This is a genomic window from Brevibacillus parabrevis (assembly GCF_022701015.1).
Classification (GTDB): Bacteria; Bacillota; Bacilli; order Brevibacillales; family Brevibacillaceae; genus Brevibacillus; species Brevibacillus parabrevis.
Map to the genome: position 1 here is coordinate 5,019,668 of NZ_CP064090.1, position 21,775 is coordinate 5,041,442.

General features: G+C 52.4%; 22 protein-coding genes. 4 read left to right on the plus strand and 18 right to left on the minus strand.

Annotation, left to right across the window (positions count from 1 at the left end):
• Positions 1 to 14: 14 nt before the first annotated feature.
• From IRJ17_RS23110 to IRJ17_RS23125, 4 genes are all read right to left on the minus strand, one after another.
• On the minus strand, positions 15 to 923 hold the full coding sequence (locus tag IRJ17_RS23110) for a cation diffusion facilitator family transporter (protein WP_122964201.1): 909 nt from the start codon (positions 921 to 923) through the stop codon (positions 15 to 17).
• A gap of 113 nt (positions 924 to 1,036) precedes the next feature.
• Positions 1,037 to 1,951, minus strand: a complete 915-nt coding sequence (gene secF, locus IRJ17_RS23115) for a protein translocase subunit SecF (protein ID WP_122964202.1) — start codon at positions 1,949 to 1,951, stop codon at positions 1,037 to 1,039.
• Positions 1,941 to 3,179 (minus strand): protein translocase subunit SecD, encoded by a 1,239-nt coding sequence (secD, locus tag IRJ17_RS23120; RefSeq protein WP_122964203.1) that lies wholly within the window; start codon positions 3,177 to 3,179, stop codon positions 1,941 to 1,943. Before secD ends, secF begins: the two co-directional genes overlap by 11 nt.
• A gap of 178 nt (positions 3,180 to 3,357) precedes the next feature.
• Positions 3,358 to 3,594 (minus strand): post-transcriptional regulator, encoded by a 237-nt coding sequence (locus IRJ17_RS23125; RefSeq protein ID WP_122964204.1) that lies wholly within the window; start codon positions 3,592 to 3,594, stop codon positions 3,358 to 3,360.
• Positions 3,595 to 3,681: 87 nt separating this feature from the next.
• Between IRJ17_RS23125 and spoVB the strand changes: the two genes are divergently transcribed.
• Positions 3,682 to 5,268, plus strand: a complete 1,587-nt coding sequence (gene spoVB, locus IRJ17_RS23130) for a stage V sporulation protein B (RefSeq protein WP_122964205.1) — start codon at positions 3,682 to 3,684, stop codon at positions 5,266 to 5,268.
• Positions 5,269 to 5,271: 3 nt separating this feature from the next.
• Here the strand turns inward: spoVB and IRJ17_RS23135 are convergent, their stop codons facing one another.
• Together IRJ17_RS23135 and corA are read right to left on the minus strand one after the other, a co-directional pair.
• Entirely contained in the window at positions 5,272 to 5,964 is a 693-nt protein-coding gene (locus IRJ17_RS23135; protein WP_254456891.1) for a DUF421 domain-containing protein, read from the minus strand.
• Positions 5,965 to 6,053: 89 nt separating this feature from the next.
• Positions 6,054 to 7,031: a magnesium/cobalt transporter CorA gene (corA, locus tag IRJ17_RS23140; RefSeq protein WP_063230206.1), complete on the minus strand. Its 978-nt coding sequence runs from the start codon at positions 7,029 to 7,031 to the stop codon at positions 6,054 to 6,056.
• A 133-nt stretch (positions 7,032 to 7,164) separates the two neighbouring features.
• Here corA and IRJ17_RS23145 point away from each other — a divergent pair, with 133 nt between their 5' ends.
• Positions 7,165 to 7,566: a TIGR04086 family membrane protein gene (locus IRJ17_RS23145; RefSeq protein WP_122964207.1), complete on the plus strand. Its 402-nt coding sequence runs from the start codon at positions 7,165 to 7,167 to the stop codon at positions 7,564 to 7,566.
• 60 nt (positions 7,567 to 7,626) lie between these two features.
• Here the strand turns inward: IRJ17_RS23145 and yajC are convergent, their stop codons facing one another.
• The 9 genes from yajC to IRJ17_RS23190 form a co-directional block, all read right to left on the minus strand.
• Positions 7,627 to 7,947, minus strand: a complete 321-nt coding sequence (gene yajC / locus IRJ17_RS23150) for a preprotein translocase subunit YajC (protein ID WP_063230204.1) — start codon at positions 7,945 to 7,947, stop codon at positions 7,627 to 7,629.
• A gap of 15 nt (positions 7,948 to 7,962) precedes the next feature.
• Positions 7,963 to 9,093: a tRNA guanosine(34) transglycosylase Tgt gene (gene tgt, locus IRJ17_RS23155; protein ID WP_063230203.1), complete on the minus strand. Its 1,131-nt coding sequence runs from the start codon at positions 9,091 to 9,093 to the stop codon at positions 7,963 to 7,965.
• A gap of 117 nt (positions 9,094 to 9,210) precedes the next feature.
• Positions 9,211 to 10,239, minus strand: a complete 1,029-nt coding sequence (gene queA / locus IRJ17_RS23160; protein ID WP_173597464.1) for a tRNA preQ1(34) S-adenosylmethionine ribosyltransferase-isomerase QueA — start codon at positions 10,237 to 10,239, stop codon at positions 9,211 to 9,213.
• 43 nt (positions 10,240 to 10,282) lie between these two features.
• The gene (locus IRJ17_RS23165; RefSeq protein WP_479722975.1) at positions 10,283 to 12,211 is read right to left on the minus strand and encodes a SpoIID/LytB domain-containing protein; all 1,929 of its coding nucleotides are present in this window, start codon (positions 12,209 to 12,211) and stop codon (positions 10,283 to 10,285) included.
• 183 nt (positions 12,212 to 12,394) lie between these two features.
• Positions 12,395 to 12,613, minus strand: a complete 219-nt coding sequence (locus IRJ17_RS23170; RefSeq protein WP_063230201.1) for a DUF2905 domain-containing protein — start codon at positions 12,611 to 12,613, stop codon at positions 12,395 to 12,397.
• On the minus strand, positions 12,610 to 13,608 hold the full coding sequence (gene ruvB / locus IRJ17_RS23175) for a Holliday junction branch migration DNA helicase RuvB (RefSeq protein WP_122964209.1): 999 nt from the start codon (positions 13,606 to 13,608) through the stop codon (positions 12,610 to 12,612). Before ruvB ends, IRJ17_RS23170 begins: the two co-directional genes overlap by 4 nt.
• 4 nt (positions 13,609 to 13,612) lie before the next feature.
• Positions 13,613 to 14,230 (minus strand): Holliday junction branch migration protein RuvA, encoded by a 618-nt coding sequence (gene ruvA, locus IRJ17_RS23180; protein ID WP_242772009.1) that lies wholly within the window; start codon positions 14,228 to 14,230, stop codon positions 13,613 to 13,615.
• Complete coding sequence (gene ruvC, locus IRJ17_RS23185; RefSeq protein WP_063230198.1) at positions 14,227 to 14,727, minus strand: crossover junction endodeoxyribonuclease RuvC; 501 nt, start codon at positions 14,725 to 14,727, stop codon at positions 14,227 to 14,229. Before ruvC ends, ruvA begins: the two co-directional genes overlap by 4 nt.
• A 124-nt stretch (positions 14,728 to 14,851) precedes the next feature.
• Positions 14,852 to 15,043: a hypothetical protein gene (locus IRJ17_RS23190; RefSeq protein ID WP_063230197.1), complete on the minus strand. Its 192-nt coding sequence runs from the start codon at positions 15,041 to 15,043 to the stop codon at positions 14,852 to 14,854.
• A gap of 134 nt (positions 15,044 to 15,177) precedes the next feature.
• Here IRJ17_RS23190 and IRJ17_RS23195 point away from each other — a divergent pair, with 134 nt between their 5' ends.
• Positions 15,178 to 16,269 (plus strand): hypothetical protein, encoded by a 1,092-nt coding sequence (locus tag IRJ17_RS23195; protein WP_242772011.1) that lies wholly within the window; start codon positions 15,178 to 15,180, stop codon positions 16,267 to 16,269.
• Positions 16,270 to 16,326: 57 nt separating this feature from the next.
• Here the strand turns inward: IRJ17_RS23195 and IRJ17_RS23200 are convergent, their stop codons facing one another.
• Complete coding sequence (locus IRJ17_RS23200; protein WP_242772013.1) at positions 16,327 to 16,896, minus strand: BofC C-terminal domain-containing protein; 570 nt, start codon at positions 16,894 to 16,896, stop codon at positions 16,327 to 16,329.
• Positions 16,897 to 17,152: 256 nt separating this feature from the next.
• Between IRJ17_RS23200 and IRJ17_RS23205 the strand changes: the two genes are divergently transcribed.
• On the plus strand, positions 17,153 to 19,141 hold the full coding sequence (locus IRJ17_RS23205; protein WP_173598621.1) for a bifunctional 2',3'-cyclic-nucleotide 2'-phosphodiesterase/3'-nucleotidase: 1,989 nt from the start codon (positions 17,153 to 17,155) through the stop codon (positions 19,139 to 19,141).
• A gap of 60 nt (positions 19,142 to 19,201) precedes the next feature.
• Here the strand turns inward: IRJ17_RS23205 and IRJ17_RS23210 are convergent, their stop codons facing one another.
• Both IRJ17_RS23210 and IRJ17_RS23215 read right to left on the minus strand, forming a co-directional pair.
• Positions 19,202 to 20,230, minus strand: coding sequence for a phosphotransferase (locus IRJ17_RS23210; protein WP_122964214.1), 1,029 nt, complete (start codon positions 20,228 to 20,230; stop codon positions 19,202 to 19,204).
• A gap of 11 nt (positions 20,231 to 20,241) precedes the next feature.
• Positions 20,242 to 21,663, minus strand: coding sequence for a LysM peptidoglycan-binding domain-containing protein (locus IRJ17_RS23215; protein WP_173598622.1), 1,422 nt, complete (start codon positions 21,661 to 21,663; stop codon positions 20,242 to 20,244).
• Positions 21,664 to 21,775: the final 112 nt, after the last annotated feature.

The window sequence follows — 21,775 nt, forward strand, 5'->3', positions numbered from 1 at the left end:
AAAACATGCCGTTTTTACCGTTTTGGCTGTGAAGTGGGATCAAATGGGTTTACATGGACCAAAACATCGCGAATATCAGGAAATGTTTCCAGCAGCATATGCTTGACGCGCTTGCCAATTTGATGCCCGGCAAGGACGGTAATCGCCGGGTCCACCCCGATTTTCACATCGACGATCTGGTAATGCCCGTGCTCCCTGGCCCGCAGCGAATCGATGCGCAACACGCCATCGACCTCGGCAATCGCCTGTCTGAGCTGCTTGGTATCTTCCTCGTGCAAGACGTGATCCAGCGTGCTGTGGATCGATTCCATCATGATGTTGTAAGCCATTTTCAAAACGAGCACAGATACGAATATCCCGGCTGCCGGGTCCAGATACAGCATCCAGGGAACACCCAGCCGCTCGCCCACAATCGCGCCGCCGATGCCTACCAGTGCGGCAAACGAAGAGTATACATCCGAGCGATGCTCATAGGCGTTGGCGATCAACGACTGGCTGTTCAGTTTTTTGCCGAGCTTGAACTTGTAGCGGAACATCCATTCCTTGACGATCATGGAACCGATGGCAGCCCAGACTGCCAGCATGCCTGGCGCTTCCACAGGGGCAAAAAACGCTTTAATCGAAGACATCGCAATTTCGAAGCCGACAACTGCCAACAAAACCGCGACAATAATCGCTGCGATCGATTCGGCTTTTCCGTGACCGTACGGATGATCTGCGTCAGGCGGACGCTCTGCCGCTCGCAAGCCGATCAGAACCGCCACGGAACCGACTACATCCGATGCGGAATGCACAGAATCGGCAATCAATGCCTGTGACTTTGCCATCAGCCCGATCAACAGCTTCACCCCTGCCAAAGCAAGGTTGCCCACAATGCCTACCCATGCCCCAAACTGCGCTTGTGCCAACCGATCATCGCCCATTCCTGCCTCTCCTCCTCTATCAGCCTACTTGTCTTCAAGAGTAGAAAACCGCAGGGAATAACCCCTGCGGTCTACATAGCGAAAGCTCTTTGACGAAGCGAAAAGCGAACCGCTTATGCTTCTTTCTTCTTTCTCATATTCCGCTCCTTCAAGTTTACCCAAACTTGAGCAGCAATAAAGATGGAGGAGTACGTACCGCTCACCAGACCGAACAACAGAGCCAGCGAGAAGTTGCGAATGCTCTCGCTTCCGAGTACCGCAATAGCCAGCGCGGTAAAAAATACGGTAGCTACTGTGTATACGGAACGGCGCATCGTCTGCCAAAGCGAAACGTTCACCAGATGCTCCAGATCCGGAATCGTCTTGGACTTCATGGTACGCAAGTTTTCGCGGATACGGTCAAAAATAACGATTTTATCGTTGATCGAGTAACCGAGAATGGTCAAAAGCGCTGCGATGAAAGTAATGTCTACTTCCAGATCAAACACGGAGAACAGCGCGATCGGGATAATCACGTCATGCAAAAGTCCCACGACGCAGGCAATCCCGAACAGCACCTGGAAGCGAATCGCGATGTAAATGACGATCCCGAGGGAAGCGATCCCTACCGCGATGGCTGCCTTTTTCACCATCTCCTGAGCAATGCTCGGATCAACGGACGATACTTGTTTTGTGACCTGATCGCCGAACTTTTTCTTCAGCGCTTCTTCTGTCTTCATCAAGGTATCCGAAGAAATGGTTTGATCAAAGCGAGTATAGGCTTGATTTTGCCCGTACGGCGTTACCTTGGAGAAAGCGACATTCGGAATCTCCTGTTTGAGAACGGCTTCGACGTCTTCCGGCTTGAACTCTTTTCCTACGTAAATGTCCAGGCGCGTACCTGCCTTGAAGTCAACCCCAAGGTGCAGCCCTTGGAACATCATAAACAAAAAACCGATGATGATAATCGCGGAAGAGAAAATGAAGAACTTCCGGCGATTTTTAACGATATCAAACCGCACTACGGTATGCTCGCGATCAAAGCTCACCGATCTCACTCTCCTTTACTCCGAACCAGAACGGCTTTTTAAACATGTTGGCACGGACCACCAGCCAAAGGAGGAAACGAGACCCGAACACGTTGGTGATAATACTTACGATGATTGTCATAGCCAGTACGACAGCAAAACCTTGAACGGAGCTTGTTCCGAAGTAGAACAATACGCCTGTCGCGATCAGCGTCGTCACGTGCGCATCAATAATGGTGATCAAAGAACGGCGTTCACCGGAGCGGAACGCTGACAAAATCGTTTTGCCCGAGCGAATTTCTTCTTGGATACGCTCATACGTAATGATGTTCGCATCGACAGCCATCCCTACCGCCAAAATGAAACCGGCGATACCTGGGAGAGTCAGCGTTGCGTCCATCCAGTCGAGAACGACCATACAAAAGTAAGTAAATCCAGCCAATGTAATATTCGCAATCATGCCCGGCATGCGATAGACGAGCAGCATGAACACGAAAATCAGCGCAGCGCCGATATAGCCGGCATAAAGCGTCTTCTCCAATGCCAGGGCACCCAGAGACGCTCCCACAGATGTTACCTGCTTCTCGATCAGCTTCGCTGGCATCGCACCGGAGTTCAGCAAGTCAGCCAGTTCCTGAGCCGATTCTTGGGTATAGTCTCCTGTGATTTGAGCGCTGCCGCCCGAGATCACGGATTGGATCGTAGGATTGGTTTGGAGGTTTTCGTCCAGGAAAATCGCCATGCGCTTATGCAGGTTGGCGCGAGTTACATCCTCCAATTTTTTTGCATCCGAGAATTTCACGGTTACGAGAGGGCGTTTCAGGTCATCGTAGCCGACCGCTGCCCCGTTTGGCGCCAAGTCGCTACCTTGCAGGATGACCTTGCCAGACTCGTCGCGGAACGTCAGTACAGCAGGTTTTCCGATCAGTTCACGCAGCTTGTCCTGATCAGCGGATTGCGAAGCGATTTGCACGCGAATCCGGTTTGGCAGCTCAGTAGAAATGACAGGTTCTGCCACGCCGCCGATGTTAATCCGTTTCTCAATCATGTGTGCAGTTGATTTCAACAGCTCGATATCAACCTTGTGCCCAGCCTCAAGAGGCTCTACCTCATACAAAATCTCAAACCCGCCTTGCAGGTCAAGACCGAGAGTGATGTTTCCTGCCACCTGTTTGGTCGTAGTTGACACAAGTGTCGCCAAAAGCCCTACAACAACCAGGAACAGGAGAAATCTTCCCCATTTTATCATCGTTGTAATACCCCTCTTTCATAAACAGGGTCCCGCCCCTAAGCGAGAAACCAATATGCCCATTATAGCGAAGTATGAAAAAACGTGTCAATTATTGCTGGAAGAGCGAACCATGGTAACCAACCCCTTATCTATAATGAGCATGCTACTTATACGAATAGGGAGGCTGGAAGTTTCACTAAGAATTTTTATACATTTGAATCATGAGATAGTTCATGTACTTGTTCGGTTTCAGAGACAAAATATCGTTGACGAGACGGTGCATCGGGGGAAATTCCTTGTACCCGTTCGTGACGCATTCCCATATGTCCTTGGCATCCACGTTTTCGTAGCCCAACAAGGCAAATTCCTCGGCCTTGCTCTGGCAAAGACTTGCTACTTGCCCATACCATTCCTGTTTTTGCGCTTGGTCCATCCCCGTTTCCCCCTCAAAGTAGTCATGCCGACAGCGGCACGTCCATATTCTTTACTGAGTGAATTTTTCCTTGCAAAGGAGCCTTCCATGAGACAGTCATTCTTTTACGGAACGGTTATCCTCATCATTGCTGGCGGCATCACCAAAGTGTTTGGCTTTGCTCACAGGATCGTGCTTTCACGCATCATCGGAGCGGAAGGAATGGGGCTGTATCAAATGGTCGTGCCCCTGTTGTACTTTCTGATCACGGTGACGACATTCGGTCTGCCTGTCGCCATCGCCAAGCAAGTGGCGGAAACCGAGGCAGCTAACAATCCGCGCATGACCCGCCGCTACTTGCTGCTCGCCCTCGCAGTCGCTGGCGGCATCAGCTTGCTGGTTTGCACGCTGCTCCTGCTGTTTTCCCACTGGATTGCAGGCGCTCTATTCGCGGACCCTCGCGCCCATATCGTCATGCTCGCCGCCATCCCGGTCATTCCGATCTCCAGTATTTCACTCGTGCTGCGCGGATACTTCCAGGGAAAGCAAAACATGATCCCCACCGCCATCTCCCAGCTGCTGGAGCAAGTGGCCCGCATGGCGCTGGTCGTCGTCATGACCATGTCGTTTTTGTCCGCAGGGATCGAGTATGCCACAGCCGGTGCAGTCGCCAGCATTATTTTCGGGGAAGCCGCCGGACTCCTCTACATTCTCTGGCAATATCGCAAAGGAAGCAAAAAAGCTGCTGCGCAACTTCTGGAAAGACCGTTTCTGCAAGCTGTCTCTGCCAGCAAGACAAACATCTCCCAACTGATTCACGTCGCTCTGCCCGTCACGTTGAGCCGCATCATCGGTTCGATCGCCTACGTCCTGGAACCGATGCTCGTACCGCTTGCGCTCGTGATCGCGGGGTATACGACTGCCACGGCAACGGGATTGTACGGACAGTTTGCCGGTATGGCCGTACCTCTGCTGCTTTTTCCCACTTTTTTAACCTATTCCTTGTCCGTTTCACTCGTTCCTGCCGTAGCAGAGGCCGCCTATCAAAAAAATGCTCCTCTCGTGCATCGGCGCATCTATCAAGCGATGCGCATCACACTCGTAATCGGAGCACCATGTACTGTCCTGCTTACTATTTTTGCGGAGCCGTTATGTACACTGCTCTACGGCAGCGAATATCGAGAGGTCGGCGTCTTGCTCAAGGAGCTGGCTCCGTTTTCCGTGTTCCTCTTTTTCCAGGCCCCGCTCGCAGCGGCCTTGCAAGGTCTTGACTACGCCCAGGTCGTTTTCCGAAATACGCTGATCAGCGCTGTAATCAAAACAGCCGCCATGTTCGTCTTTACAGCCCAACCGACCTTCGGCATTCACGGCGCCGTCATTGCGACCAATATTGGCATCACATTGGGCACCCTTTTGCACTTTGCCAGCCTGATCAAAAAAATCGGATTTACCGTCGATGTATGGGAGTTCGGAAAAATTGGGATCGCCATGCTGGCCATGGGTTACCTCGGCTCATACATGGCGGATCACCTGTTCTTGCATTCCTCGACGGCCAAGCTGCTTCTCGCCAGCGCGTCCATCAGCAGCTTGCTGTATTTGCTCCTCCTGGTCGCCATGCGCGTCCTGGGCAAACAGGACGTCCGCCGGATTCCCTGGATCGGAGAGCAGCTCGCCATCTTCTTCCCTCGCCGCTAACACCTAGTGTAGCGGCTTGTCTTTTTTATCCAGGTACATAATTCCTCGCTCGTCAATGCTGCAAAAGGAAACTTCCCGGATGTCCTTGATCCCGTATTTGCGAATTTCCCGCTTGAGCCACAGTTGATTTTGCCCGATCTTTTGCAATGCTTCCTGCCTGACTTTGCCGTCCAGAATCAACGGAATGGGCAAGCCTTTGTATGAAACCGGCCCGATATGTTCTTCTTTAGCCAGTTCGATATCCCCACGGGTGAGATGCTCTTTTTCCGGCTTCAAAAAGACGCTCATCTGCCCGGTAGGCTCCAGCAGGGCGAACTCGACATCCGCAATATTTTTCACGTTTTTTTGCCGCAGATGTACCATCAGGTCATCCATGTTCAACTGATTGCGGCGCATCGCCTGCTCTCGAATTTGCCCGTTTTCAATGATCATATCGGCTGAACCGTCGACCACATCGCGAAATTTCTTGCTCTTTAACGAGAGATACGCCATGGCGATTTCCAGAACGGCAATCAACAGCATCGGCAAATAAAAGCGCAACCCGGGCTTTTCTACATCCTCAATCGCCAGAGCCGCCATTTCAGCCAGCATAATGGAAATCACCACATCAAAAACGGACAACTTTCCCAGTTCTCGCTTGCCCATGATGCGGAGCAAGATCAGGAGGAAAAAATACGAGAAAAGGGTGCGCAACATGACAGTTGAAATATCTTCCACTTCCCGCCGCCCCCTATCGAACATTTGATATTATTGTTCGGCAGGGAGCTTGCAACTATTAGCTCCAATTACAACCACTTTCGTTTGCGGAAAATGTGCAGCATGAAGAAGGTCATCGCCAGCATGATCACAAGCGCTACGATCAGCATGTAAGGCTCTGCCTCCTCACCCAGCCAGGCGAATGTGTTCATCCCGAAAAGCCCGGTGATAAACGTAAGCGGCAGGATGATGGTGGAGATGATCGTGAGTACACGCATCGTCTCGGTTGTCTTGGCGCTGATGATCGTGTAATACGTATCGAGCGCACCGTTCACCAGGTCGCGGAAAGTCTCTGTCGAGTCGGAGATCCGCTCCAGGTGGTCGGTCAAGTCGCTGTAGAACGGAACGTTTTCCTCGGAAATATCGAAAGAGAAGCGGCCATTCACATTGGCGAAGATTCGTTTTTGCGGCATGATGACACGCCTGATCAAAATAATCGTCCGCTTGAGCGCCAGGAACTCCTCCGTAATTTCCTCCATCTGATGCTCGTAAATCTCGTCCTCCAGCTCGTCAATCCGCACACTAATCCGATCGATAATCGGAAAATACTCGTCGGTAATCCCGTCGACAATCGCATACAGCAAATAGTCGGGACCCCGGTTCAGATAGGAATTGTTGCGGTGACACATGGCTGCGATCCGCCCGATCGTGTTCATCGGGGATTTGTGGATCGTCACGATGTAATTAGGGCCGAGAAAAACGTTCAGTTCTACCGTGGTAATCTCGTCATCGCTTTCTTCATTGTAACGCAGGGCGTGAAAAACGAAGAAATAGTAATCATCGTACTTGTCTACCTTGGCACGTGGACTGACGTGCAGGCAGTCCTCAATTGCCAGTGGGTGAAAGTCGAAGATCTTGGCAATATAGGGCAGTTCATTGTTCCCCACATCATACAGATCGATCCAGAGCAAATCCTCCGGAGATTTCAACCATTGATCTTTTGTCGCCAGATCAACATCATGAAACATCTTCTGCTCTGAGTGGTTATAAAAGTACGTTTTGATCAACCTTCCTCACCCCCGTCTCGTTCCCCATCCATCATACGAAAATTCCTCCTAATGTTCAACGCGAAGATGAATAGAGCGGCCAGGCCATTCATATAGATGGTACAAACAGTTGATCAGTGAGGGGGTAAACATTGTGCGGAGTGCATCCACCTCTGTGCTGACAGGTCTATTGTACACGACAGGACTTGTTTTGTTCGGGGCATTGCTCGCAACCTTGCTTCTGAGCTTCACCAGCATGCGCGAAGGCTCTTTGCCTTATTTTACGTACATCATCAATGCGGTTGCTCTTCTGGTCGGCGGCTTCGTCACCGGAAAGCGCTGTGGCGGCAAAGGCTGGTACTACGGGGGTCTGACCGGATTTTCTTATTTTCTCCTGATTCTTTTGATCGGTTTTCTGGGATTCGATGCCCCGATGCAATGGGGTACGTTCCTCTTTTTGCTCGGTGCGTTCGGAGTTGCAGCATTGGGTGGCATTCTCGGCGTCAATTCCGCCAACTCCAGCCAAAAGCCGAAAAATTTCAAGCCCAGACGCTAACAAGCTTATGCGTCCAAGAAAAAAGCAGGCGGGATTTTCCCCACCTGCTTTTTCTTTGCTTTATTTGGATTCTTCTTTTTCCAATTCGACTTTAGCTGGTTCGCTTTTCGCCGGCTCATTGCTTGCGGATGTCACGCTGTTGATCGCACCGCGATCGAATGTAACGTTTACGTTGTGGGCAATGCGCAGAGTCACTGTATCGTCAGTCAACTCTTGAATGGTGCCGTGCATGCCGCCGATTGTTACGATCTTGTCGCCTTTTTTGACAGCAGCCAGCATGGCGTTGCGTTGTTTTGCTTTCTTTTGTTGCGGGCGAATCAGCAAGAAGTAGAAAATCGCAAACATGATGATAATCGGTAAAAACTGTGTCAAGCCTTCCATGAAAATCCCCCTCGATTAAAAAGATCTATCTTCACCCAATCCATATTGAGCGAAAAACTGGTCCCGGAAATCTTGCAAGCGGTCTTCCGCAATCGCTTGGCGCACCTGCTCCATCAGCTTCACAAGGAAATGCAGATTGTGGTAGGTGGTCAAACGAATGCCAAAGGTCTCCTCCGCCTTGATGAGATGGCGGATGTAAGCGCGGGTGTAATTCTTGCAGGTGTAGCAATCGCAATTCGGGTCGAGCGGAGTAAAGTCTCGCGCGAACTTCGCATTGCGGATCACCAGTCTTCCCTGGCTTGTCATGCATGTCCCGTTGCGGGCAATCCGCGTCGGCAGTACGCAGTCAAACATGTCGATGCCGCGGATCGCTCCGTCGATGAGAGCGTCAGGTGATCCTACTCCCATGAGGTAGCGAGGCTTGTTTGCAGGAAGCAGCGGAACCGTATGTTCCAGCACTTCGTACATCAAGGGGAACGGCTCTCCCACGCTCAAACCGCCAATCGCATAACCTGGAAAATCCATGGAAATGAGATCTTTGGCGCTCTGCTCGCGCAGGTCGTTGAACATCCCGCCTTGCACGATTCCGAAAAGCGCCTGGTCGTTTGGCCGCGCATGTGCCTTGAGGCAGCGTTCTGCCCATCTGGTTGTGCGCTCCATCGACTTTTTCACGTAATCGTACTCCGCAGGATAAGGGGCGCACTCGTCAAATGCCATAAAAATATCGGCTCCGAGCGCGTTTTGGATCTGTGTGGCCTCCTCAGGGCCGATAAACAGCTTTTCTCCGTTAAGATGTGAACGGAAGGAAACCCCTTCCTCCGTAATCTTGCGTAGGTTGCTCAAGCTGAATACTTGAAATCCGCCAGAATCGGTCAGGATGGCACGGTCCCAGTTCATGAAGCCGTGCAGTCCGCCAGCTTCCCGGACAATTTCATGCCCTGGACGGAGAAACAGATGGTAGGTATTACTGAGGATAATGCCCGCTCCGATCGCCTTCAACTCTTCGGGACTCATCGTCTTGACTGTCGCCTGCGTGCCGACTGGCATAAAGACAGGAGTGTCGATCGTCCCATGCGGAGTGTGCAGCTTACCGAGCCTGGCGCCTGTTTGCTTGCATGTTTTGATTAATTCGTAACGTACAGCCAAATTGTCGCACTCCTCAAGCTATGTATGTAAGTCTTTCCTATTATAAGAAAACTTGAGAGTGAAGTAAACCCACCCGACTTATAAGTGTGCACTTATGCGGGTGGGATGTGGCGTTTTTTAGACAATCAGCATGGCGTCTCCGAAACTGAAGAAGCGGTATTCCTCACGAACTGCCGTCTTGTACGCATTCATGACATGTTCTTTGCCTGCCAGCGCGCTGACCAGCATGACGAGTGTCGATTTGGGCAAGTGGAAATTCGTCAAAAGTCCGTCCAGTATCGAGAACGTATAGCCCGGATAAATGAAAATGTCCGTCCAGCCGGACGCAGCCACCAGCTTGCCTTCGTTGGCCCGGCCGACCGTTTCCAGCGTCCGGCACGAAGTCGTCCCGACGGCGATGACCCTTCTCCCTTCCGCTTTTGCCTTGTTCACCAGCTCCACGGTTTCTTCGGGAATCTCGTAATACTCGGCATGCATGACGTGCTCCTCGACAGAATCAGCCGACACAGGCCGGAACGTTCCTAGCCCCACATGCAGCGTCACGTAAGCAAGCTGTACGCCTTTGGCCGCAATTTGTTCCAGATACGGCTTCGTAAAGTGCAGGCCAGCAGTCGGAGCTGCCGCCGATCCCCGCTCTCTCGCGTAGACGGTCTGGTAGCGCTCGCTGTCTTCGAGCTGCGCATGGATGTACGGCGGCAGCGGCATTGATCCCAGTTGATCGAGAATCTCGTAAAAAATTCCCTCGTACAAAAAACGAACAATCCGCCCACCCGTTTCCGTCGCTTCCTCGCATACGCAACGCAAAAGACCGTTTCCGAAAACGACCTCGGTTCCCGGCTTCATTCGCTTTCCAGGCTTCACCAGCGTTTCCCAGCGATCGTCTCCCAGCGATTTCAACAACAGGATCTCGATTTTCGCTCCCGTCTCGGCCTTTTCCCCGATCAGTCTGGCCGGAAGCACACGGCTGTCGTTCATAACCAGTACATCTCCGGGCTGCAAATGGTCGATCAGATCGGTAAACCGCTGATGCGCAATCGCCCCCGTCTGTTTGTCCAAAACAAGCAGCCGCGATGATGTCCGGTCTTCCAAAGGATGCTGGGCAATCAGATGCTCCGGCAAATCAAAATCAAATTGTTGCACGTCCACGACTCGTTACTCCTTTAATGACAGTTCATGTGGCAAAAGCTTGCTAGTCGATTGTCACATCCTGGTAATAGTGTTGCAAAATCTGCTGATAGTCATACCCGCCCTGTGCCATGGCACGAGCGCCGTATTGCGATACACCCAGTCCATGTCCGAAACCGTTTCCGCGGAACAGGAACTGTCCACCCTTGACTACCTCTACGTCAAATTTTGTACTGCGCAATGCCGTACCGCCCTGGGAAAAGATCGAACGGAAAGCATCCGGTGCCGTTACCTTGATCGGAATGCCGTTTGCCTCCATCGCGATGACACGTCCCGATGGTCCTCGCTTCGTCACTTTCAGACTGGTGACGTTCCCGGGAATGCGGGGAGCCTTGTTTTTGTCCTGATTCGCATTGATCATCGCCGTCAATTCAGCCGAGGTAAAAGGCCCGCGCGTCCACGCGTAGGCATTCTCTTCTGCCTCTTGGGAGAGAATCGTCACTTCCGCTCCGTTCGGCAACGTAGACAAAACCCGGGTCGCTGTGCTTGGTCCCAGACGCAGATTCGTATTTTCTGTCGTAATGACAGCCATCCTCGCTCCCGTGTCATCTGTGCCGCTTTCTCTGATCAGGTCGCCGCGGACATAGCCGATCGAGCCATCTGCAAGCTGCACGCGATACCACGCATTCACACCGTCTACAGGCAGCGCGTCATCGCTTTCCACCGAACGCAAATACGGAACGGGATTGCCCCATACTTCCGTACCGTCAGCAGTCATCCCGCCTGCATTGGAATAAAACAAGGACTCGACCAGATTTCCTTGGTAATAAATGGCCTCTCCTTTTGTCTCATCAACCGCCTCGCGAACGTCTTCCGACTCTTTTCCATATCCGTAATAGGCTTGCTCCATCACCGTATCGGAGACATTGGCAATCCCGTATTTGTTTCCTTGCCACAAGGCGCGAGTGCGCGACAGCACCGCCTGTGTTTTCAGCGCTTCGAGCGGCCAGCCCGGAGCCATTTCCGAACCGACAACCCCATACAAGTATTGTTCCATCGGCAGTTCATTCACAACCGTCAAATGACCGTTGTATTCCGACAGCTCCATCTCTCCCCGGTATGTACGCTGATCGCGCTCCACGACCCCGAGCAATGATTCGCCGTCCGCCTTTTTCGCCTCTACTGTCAGCTTGGCTTGCGGCGAGAACACGTACTTCCAGATCGGCTCGTCCGGCGATCCGAATACGTCTTGCTTCAGCACGACGTAAGATTGGCTCGAAGGTGCCGAGTAAGAAAAGTTCGGCAGCGCATTGCTCGCTTTGCGCGCCAGGGACGAGAGCGCTTCCTGACTGACTTCGTCGCCGATCCATATCGCGTATTTGACCTTCTCGCCGTTGGACAAAAGCACGGGATAAGCCGCGATTCCTTTTTGCTCAAAAGCTTCTTGCCACTTCTGCGCTTCGCTCAAGCTCTTGAACTGACCAGCTTCCAAGCGAAGAGGGCCTTGAACGATCGGCTTCTGGCCTGTCGCTTGTGCTACTGCCGCCACCTGTGCAGCTGCGGCCTGATACGTATCGTACGTGCCGCTTACGATTTGATAAAGCGTTTGTCCGCCCCGATTGACCACTTGAATCGAGCCTTCGTATTTTTTCTGGCTCATGAGTTGAGCGATTTGCTGCGCCTGATTCCAGTCAGAAGTCTGCGCTACAACCAGATGGTACTCGTCCACCCGGTAGCGGACAGCGTCTCCATCCAATTCAGGCAGCTCTATTTTGCCTTCCGGGCCTGTCAACGTCACTTCCATCCCTTTTTCAGCCGTAAGTGTAACAGAAGGGACTACTCCCCTGTATCCTTTTCCGATATCCACAAAAAGTGCTACCCGGATATTGTTGTCGCCAGCCGCCTGAGTCGGTACTGTTCCTCCCAGGAGAGCCACTGTGATCAGACCCGCCGAAAGGACTTTCCCCATCCACTTCTTTTTCATGTCGTCCAACGTCCTTCCTTTCTCCTGATTTCGTCGAAAATTGGCATGCGCTCCCATCTTTTTCGACAATCACAGGAGATTTTCCTGCCCTTTTTCCCAAAATGGGACCAATCCGCTTGCATGCAAAAAGCCATCGGGCACCCAGCTCCGATGGCGTAAGCTTTGTTCTACATGTGCAAAAGAGAAGCGCTCTCACTTGAAAAGCCGGATGACATACATCAGAAGCGACAGGACGACGCTAATCACAATACACGTCACAATCGGAAAATAAAACTTGACGTTTTCCTTTTCCACGACGATATCTCCCGGCAGGCGCCCCAAAGGCAAGAAGCGTCCGCCCACCTGCCACAACAAGCCGATGACGATCAGGACGGCCCCGCCGATGACGAGTAGCTTGGCTATTGGATTCACGATTTCATCTCCCGCCCAAAATGCTGGTACGCACTCGGGGTGAGCACACGTCCCCGCGGCGTCCGCTGCATAAAGCCGATCTGCATCAAATACGGTTCGCAAACGTCTTCTACCGTTTGCGCCTCTTCCCCGATGGTGGCGGCAATCGTATCCAGTCCGACCGGACCGCCGTCAAAGCGCTCGATAATCGCAAGCAGCAGCTTGTGGTCGATATGATCCAGTCCGCATGCATCTACTTGCAGCCGCTCCAGCGCTTCTTGCGCAATCTCTGTCGTGATGACGCCCTCGCCCTTGACCTGAGCAAAATCGCGCACGCGCTTCAACAGACGATTCGCCACGCGCGGGGTGCCACGCGAGCGTCTGGCAATCTCCTCTGCCCCGCCCTCACGAATGATGACTTGCAAAATGTCAGCAGCCCGCGACACGATAAACGTCAGCTCGGGAACCGTATAAAACTCCAGCCGGTTGACCACGCCGAATCGGTCGCGGAGCGGAGCGGAAAGCATCCCTGCTCTCGTCGTCGCTCCCACCAGTGTAAACGGCGGCAAGTCGAGGCGAACGCTGCGCGCACTTGGCCCTTTTCCGATGATGATGTCGAGCGCAAAGTCCTCCATGGCCGGGTACAGCACTTCCTCGACGCTCCGGTTCAGTCGGTGTATCTCGTCGATAAACAGCACGTCGCCCTCTTGCAAGTTGGTCAAAATCGCCGCCAGGTCACCAGGGCGTTCGATGGCTGGCCCGGATGTCGTGCGGATGTTGACGCCAAGCTCGTTGGCGATAATTTGCGAAAGCGTCGTTTTTCCCAATCCAGGCGGCCCGTACAGCAAGACGTGGTCCAGCGACTCTTTGCGCATTTTCGCCGCTTCGATGAAAATTTTCAAGTTTTCCTTCACATGCTGCTGTCCGATGTACTCATTCAAATAACGGGGACGGAGGCTCAGTTCCGCAGCATCCTCTTCCCAGTTCATGTGCGTCGTAATAATTCGCTGATCCAAAATCCTACCCCCTCATGAGCAGGGCAAGCCCTTGCTTGATGAGCTTTTCAACACTCTCGCCCTCTTTGGATTTCTCCGACAGCGCGTTTCTGATTTTTTGCAGCTCGCCATCCGAATAGCCGAGCGCCTTCAAAGCGTCGAGCGCTTCGTTCAACGCGGATACCGCCTGCTCGCCTGCCGTCAGATCGCCGGCTGCGACAGTCAAAATCGCCGATGGCGTATAGCCGACCAACTTGTCCTTGAGATCGAGAATAATGCGCTGTGCCGTCTTTTTGCCGATCCCGGGGAACTTGGTCAAGTATGTCACATTTTCTTGTTGCACGGCCATCACGAGCTGCTCAGGTGTAGCAGCCGCGAGAATCGCCAGGCCGCCTTTTGGCCCGATGCCGCTCACGTCGAGCAGCTTGCGGAACAAATCGCGTTCGTCGCGGGTCGCAAAGCCGTAGAGCAATATCGCGTCTTCGCGGACATGATGGTGCGTATACAGCTTCGTCTTGCTGCCCTCGTAGCGAACGAACTGGTACGGATTGGGGCAGAACAGGCGATACCCGATCCCTCCAGTCTCTACGACTATGTATTCTGAATCCAGGTAACAAAGTGTCCCTTCCACAAAATCAATCATTTTTGAACTCCTTCCGAGATGGAGATAAACGCCTTAAACTGTGCGTGCGTAATCGCAATCCCCAACGCATCCGCCACGTCATCCGGCTTTGGCACTTCTTTCAGCCGCAAGAGCAGCTTGGTCATTTCCTGGATTTGCTTCTTCTCTGCCCCACCGTACCCGGTCACCGCCTGCTTGACTTGCATCGGCGTGTATTCGTACACGGGCACCCCGGCAAGCTCTGCCGCGAGCAGGATGACGCCGCGCGCTTGCCCGACGGTGAAGGCGGTTGTCACGTTTTTATTGAAAAACAGCTTTTCTACTGACATTTCATCTGGTCGATACGTTTCCAGCAAGCTTTGCATCGCTTCAAAAATTTGTTTCAGGCGAAGCGGAACAGGCAAGCCTGCCTCTGTCTGAATGCTTCCATACTGGACGGGACGCAATTGGCTACCCTGCTTATCCAGAACCCCAAACCCAACGATCGCAATGCCAGGGTCGATTCCTAAAATGCGCATAGTCCACTCTCCGTAGGCTTAAGTTTCTACTCTCTACTGTATCACAAAGCGCCCGAAAAGCGAACGTGTATTTCCATGCAAAAGCCCGCTCCTGCTTGCGAGGAACGGGCCATACGGCGTCGCTTTAGTGTTTGTTCATCCCGAGTGTATCTGACACATCATGCTGCATGTGGGCATATTCATCCACACCGCTCTGCATTTGCTCCTGGATTTTGTTGATCTGCTGGTAATTGAGCTTGTTGTGTCCCTGATTCAACTGAACGTACAAACGCTGATGGAACTGGTCTTTGTAGCTACCTCTTGGCATGGTAGACATATGAAAAGACTCCTCCTTCGATCACCGTATGCCTACAGTATGGCGTGCGACCACAACGCTTATGATGCCAAGATTTACACCTCATTGCCCTGCTTTTGTCAAGACAACATAACTGGTGGAGGTGCTTTCATCCGGTGCGACACTTACGATTTGCTTTCGTATTCATCTGTCTTCTCCTGACGCTGTTGATCCCGGAGCCATCCGCCCAATCTGCCCATGCCAAAAGCAAAGAAGAAATCACGGTATCTGTCTCGGTCTCACCCGCTTCTTCCTTTCACTCCACGTTGACGTTTCGCGCCCAGCACTCGTTTGTGAAGCAGCTGCTGCGTGCAAAGACAGTCGCGGCCTATGTGAATCCATACTGGGTCCGCGCGACTCTTGTCGTGCACAATCGCTATTTCTTGTACGATCACGACGGGAATTTGTTTGAAAAGGAACGCCCGCTGCAATACATGCTGGGCGCAAACTTGAAACAAAAAATCGAAGATCTGGTAGCAAAAGTGGAAAGTGTGCACTACGCCAAAGCAACTCCGTGGGAACAAGTCAAGCAGACTTTCGGCCGCATGGAATACGCAACCGTCATCGACCTGGAAACAGGGGAACGGTTTCACGTCCAGCGCCGGGCGGGCAGTCGCCATGCCGATGTGCAACCATTGACACGTACGGATACCCAAACGATGAAAAAAATTTATCAGGGCAAATGGAGCTGGAAGCGCAGGGCGATTCTCGTGGAGGTCAACGGCGTTTATTTCGCCGCCTCGATGCACGGCATGCCTCACGGTGCGGGGGCTATCGCCGGAAACGACTTTCCCGGACACTTTTGCATCCACTTTTTTGGCAGCTCTACCCACAAACGCAAGGAGCCTGACCCGAGCCACAGCCTGATGATCCAAAAAGCTTCCGGCTCTCTGGCCGCGAACTTGATCGGGGCATCTGCCGAAGAGCTGGTCGGCTATTTTTTGACCGCCCTGCACGAACAGGACATTCATTCGCTGCGGATGACGACAGACGGCTTTCCGCTGCCAGATCGCCTGGCGCAAGTAGCATCGATTCGCAAAACCGAGATGGTCATCCCTGCCGATGAAAAAGGTCCCTTGCTGCTGGAAGTGCCCGTTCATCTGACCTACTTCACGCGGAACAACGACGAGCGCAAGGAAAAGTGGACGTTTGTCCTCCATCGCCCGGTTCCGTGGGACAGATGGCGCGTCATCGCGGTAGAGCTATAAGGCTATAAATATAGAAAAAAGCCGGAATCGCTCTCCGGCTTTTCCCTTCCCTGATGATCATGGCGAATCCAGTTGAAACTCCCCATACGTGGAAAGAATGCTGTTGTACTCCGCGAGATTGCGGATGCGAATGCCTCGCTTTAAGTTCTCCAGCTCTTCTTTGGGCAGATTCGCTTCCATTTTCTCCGTATTGATCCGGTAAAAAGTCTGGATGACGTCCTGTTCCGTTGGCACACCGTGAAACAAAGTCAGCATGCCGTCCGCTGACAGTCCGAAATGACCGTTTTCTTTGCAGGCAGGAGAAATGTCCTGCTCCCTTTTCATCAGGATCATCTTGGCGGCATCGGAAGTCACGATCTCCCAGCCTTTGTATTCTCCCATCGCTTGAGGGAGATATCCCGTGCCGACAGGACGCCGCTCTTCGTCTCGGACACCACACAAATAGCTTCGCGTCAATACAAGCTCATATGGCTTCCCTGTCACCTCGGCCGTCCTGCCTATGCCCGTGTACATCAACTGCGAAAGCCCCGTCCCTTTGCTTCCGCTGCCTGCCAGCAGGATGCCCAATACGACACCTGTGAGAAGCGCCGCGCTCCACGATGCGTACACCATCCATTTTTTTCGCATTGTTCGATGAACCCCTTCACAAGCTTTTTTTCTAGTGTCGCCATGTTGGATCGGGGCCATACATGAATCACTCAACATTCGTAATTGGCTAGAAATTCACTTCCACGAAACGACAAAACGAGGAAACATTTTATGATTTTTGTCAATAGCCAAAATTTAATAATCTTAACCTGCAATTATCTACCAATCTATTGATTCTAGTGATAAACTATTTTTGCTTGGTATTCATTGTGAACTTATGGAGGTCAATCAAAACATGAAAAAGGCAAACAAAAAAATGCTGACCGCTTTTCTCCTCAGCACTTCTTTAGTTGTCAGCGCTCTCACTTTCTCTACTACGCCTGTGAGCGCCGCAGCTAGTTCCACCCTGAAACTCCGCTTGCTCGAAACAACTGACATCCACACCAACATCGTGAACTATGACTACTATCAAGACAAGTCCACAGATGAATTTGGTTTCGCCAAAACAGCGACGTTGATCAAAAAAGCGAGAGACGAAGCGAAAAACAGCATTCTCATCGACAATGGCGACCTGTTGCAAGGAAACCCGCTCGGCGACTATGTTGCTAAAATCGATCCTTTGAAAGACGGAGAAACTCACCCGGTTTACAAAGCGATGAACCTGTTGAACTACGATCTGGGCAACATCGGAAACCACGAGTTCAACTTCGGCTTGGAGCACCTCGATCGCAGCCTGAAAGGTGCAAAATTCCCTTACATCAACTCCAACGTCTACATTGACGACAAGGATAAAAATCCGGACAACGATAAAAACATGTTCACCCCTTACCAAATTCTGGAGCGCAAATTCAAGGATGAGAGCGGAAAAGAAGTGACGCTGAAAGTCGGCGTAATCGGATTTGTACCTCCGCAAATCATGCAGTGGGACAAAGCGAACCTGGAAGGCAAAGTCATCGCCAAAGACATCGTGGAAAGCGCCAACAAATTCATCCCTGAAATGAAGAAAAAGGGAGCAGACATCATCGTCGCGGTTCCTCACTCTGGCATCGGTCCTGTTGAAGGCGGAGCGAACCTGGAGAACGCCAGCTACCAATTGAGCAAAATCGATGGCATCGACGCCATCCTGTTCGGCCACTCCCACCTGGTATTCCCGGGTCCTGGCTTTGAAAACATCCCTGGCGTTGACGGTACAAAAGGCACCATCAACGGCAAACCGGCTGTAATGCCTGGCTACTGGGGCAACAACCTGGGCGTGATCGACCTGACACTCACCCAAGAAAACGGCAAATGGAAAGTAACGGAATCCGTTACCAAAACCGTTCCAATCTACGACAAAACAAACAAAGCGTCCCTGGCTGATGCAGACAAGGCCGTACTGGACGCTGTAAAAGAAGATCATGATCACACAGTGGAATGGGTGCGTTCCGCAGTAGGGAAAACATCTTCCCCTATCTTCAGCTACTTCGCGCTGGTGCAAGATGACCCATCCATCCAGATCGTGACCAATGCACAAAAATGGTTCGTTGAGAAAAACGTGAAAGGTACCGAATACGACGGCATTCCAGTGCTGTCCGCAGGAGCACCGTTCAAAGCGGGCGGCCGCAACGGCGCAACTTACTACACGAACATCCCTGCCGGCACAATCGCCATCAAAAACGTATCTGACCTGTACATCTATCCAAACACGTTGAAAGCTGTCCTGATCAACGGTTCCCAGCTGCAAGAATGGCTGGAGCGCTCCGCTGGCCAATTCAACCAGATCGATGTGAAGAAAACAGAAGAGCAACCGCTCGTAAACGAAGCATTCCCAACTTACAACTACGATGTAATCGATGGCGTAACCTATCAAATCGATGTGACTCAACCATCCAAATACGCTGTAGACGGCAAGCTGGCTAACAAAGATGCCAACCGCATCAAAAACCTGTCCTACAACGGCAAGCCTGTCAAACCGGAAGACAAGTTCATCGTCGTAACGAACAACTACCGTGCAAGCGGCGGCGGAAGCTTCCCAGGTCTGGACGGCAAAAACATCATCATCGATTCTCCAGACGAAAACCGTCAAGTTGTCATCGACTACATCTTGAGCCAAAAAGACATCAACCCTGCGGCTGACAACAACTGGACATTTGCGCCAATCAAAGAAAAAGTGAACGTAACCTTCACTTCTTCGCCAGATGCGAAGCCATTTGCAGAAAAAATGTCCAACCTGAAATTCATCAGCCAACTGGAATCCGGTTTCGCCAAATTCTCCATCGACTTGTCCAAACCAGCTTCCAAATAAGCTTCGACGCAAGACAAACATCCCTCATGATCGAGGGATGTTTTTTCTTGCCAAAATCGGTTATCCGACAAAATGATATTCACCCCAGGGCGAACGCTGGAAGATGCGCTCCCCATCGTTCAAAAATTGTTGGCGATTTTGGGCAAGTCTTCCCTCCAGCATCACCAGCTGCAAAACGCCGCGCATATGATAACCGGGACGCCTGCTATACAGCCCGGTCACCTCGCGCAAAAAATTGTCCGGATAACGGAGCAATTGATGAACCGCCCAAATCTGGGTGTCGCTCAAGTAATTGATTTTACTGTATGCCTCCATCGCCTCTACGAACGATTCCATCCGATATTCCTGCATCAACAGCATGCGCGACATCAGCTGGACGAGATCGACAAGCTGGATGTCGTGTCCGACCGTATCCAGATCGATCAAATAGCAATTCCCTCGCTGCGTCAGCAAAAAATTGTGGCTGGCGACGTCGCGATGCGCCAATGTGCCTCTTTCCATCGCCATATACATTTCCGGAATCAGCGGAAGCTTGTGGGCGGATTGCAGCAGTTGCTGACCGTCACGCAGCACCTCATCGGCAGCGTGGGCAATGACTTGCTCCAGTTTGTTTTGCGGGCCGTTTTGCTCAATCATCCACGTCAGTCGTTCAAAGTATTCCATCCGACTCTCCCACTTGTCGAGCAAGGCTGGCTTGCCCTCGTAGGCATAGGAATGAACGACAGGGAAGCCTTGAGCCGCGACATGAAACCGCGCCAACGTCTCTGCTGTCTTTTTCACATCAAAGAGTGACGCGTTATCCGCTTCCTCGCCATCAATCAGCTTCATGATGGTGTAATAGCGATCCTCGAAAGGAAATATTTTGGCACCCTCGGTAGTTGATACGTAGTGAACTGTGTGAACAAAGCCTTTTTGCCTCAAGGCGTCGGCTAACTCCGTGACCCATACTGCTTTTTCCAACTGCTTATACCCTTTGATGATCCAGTGTCCCCGGTCTGTTTTGAGCAGATTGACATTCCTCTTAGGCTTAACCCCGTGCACCTCACAACGAAAAGCTTTTTCGATCGCTGGTATGAGTCCTTTGTTCATAACCGTCCCTCTCAGTACGAAGAGGATTCATCGAGTCCGTCTCCCCAGTTAGGCCATGCGCCTTGTTCCGGCATGGAAGCGACACATTGGGAAGGAGGGAACATCATGTTGTTGTGAAACGGCTGCGGGCCACGGCTGCTTTTCGCGCTTCTGCGCCTTCTCAATTCCGGGCTGTCCGAGGAACACTCACATGATGAAGACGATGATTCCACTGGTTCTGGGCATACAGGCAACTGCGGATGCGGCCGTCTTGGCGGATGCGGTGGCGGTGGCGGCGGAAACGGCATGGGCATCGGATAGAGCGGCATAGGGAACGGCATTGGTCGCATCATCGGCGGCATCATTGGTGGCATTGGTGGTGGCGGTCCGAATGGCATCATGCCCATCCCCGGAAATGGCGGCATCATTTGCCCCGGACCCATAAATGGCCGATAAGGAAACATCGGCTGACCAGGGCCGCCAAACGGTCTTTGGGATGGCATTGGCCCCATCTGTTGAGGGCTTAGTAGCTGCTGCCTGCCAGGAGGCATTGGCTGTTGCATCCTCGGTGCGGCACACGGTGGGCATGGTCGCACGGGCGGGCATGGCCTAAGCTGCGGCGCAGGCGGCATGAATGGCTGCATAGGACGCTGCTGCATGGGCGGCATTGGTTGCATTGGACGAACCTGTGCGGGCGGCATTTGTGTAAACGGCCTCACTTGGGCTGGCGGTCGGGTTGGTTGCACCTGCACAGGCGGGCATGGCGGGCACATGATAGCTGGCGGTGTTTGCGGCTGAAATGGGCTGATCTGTGTTGGCGGCATCGGCGGTATGTTCGGCATCCCGATGTTTGGCGGACTAGGCGGCTGGTAAATGTACGGACTGACCTGTGTTGGCGGCGCAGGCGGAACGAACGGCCGTGTAGGTGTCGGCAGTGCCGGCGGACTCGTAGGCTCCGACATGATATTCGGCGCTGAAGGCGCAGGCGGAAGCACCCTTTGCGGCTGCAAAGTCGGCACAGGTGTAGGTGCAGGCGTTGGTGTGGGCTGGATCGTCTCCGGAGACACGAGTGGGCCTGGAGACGCTGGTGGCCGCTCCTTTGCCGGAGGTGTAGACGGCGCTTCCTGCGTGATTCTCGTTTCCGATTCGATTTGCACTTCTTCCTCAGGCTCAATCGGCCGCCGCTCAATTTGTCTCGGCACTTCCTCCGACTCTGCTTCTGTCCGCGGACGTTCTTTTACATATGGAGCTGCCTCACTCATCGGATGAGGCGTTGTTCGTGGCTGGGGCCTGACAGGAACGCTCTTCGTCGGGATTTTGATTCTTGCTCCTGGATAGAGCGTGTCGGGAGTTTTGACCTGGCTGTTTAAGCGAAGCAGTTCCTTGTAATCGACGCCATATCTTTTGGCGATCTTCCACATGCTGTCGCCCTTTTGTACGATGTGAATCCTCAATGTTTCTCCTCCCTTGCGTAAAAACTCCCTACCATGGTATGCACCCATGGGCTTTTTGCTCCTTGGCGGCCTTCGCTTTTACGCTTGCAGGGGAGAAAAAAGAAAGAAGCCA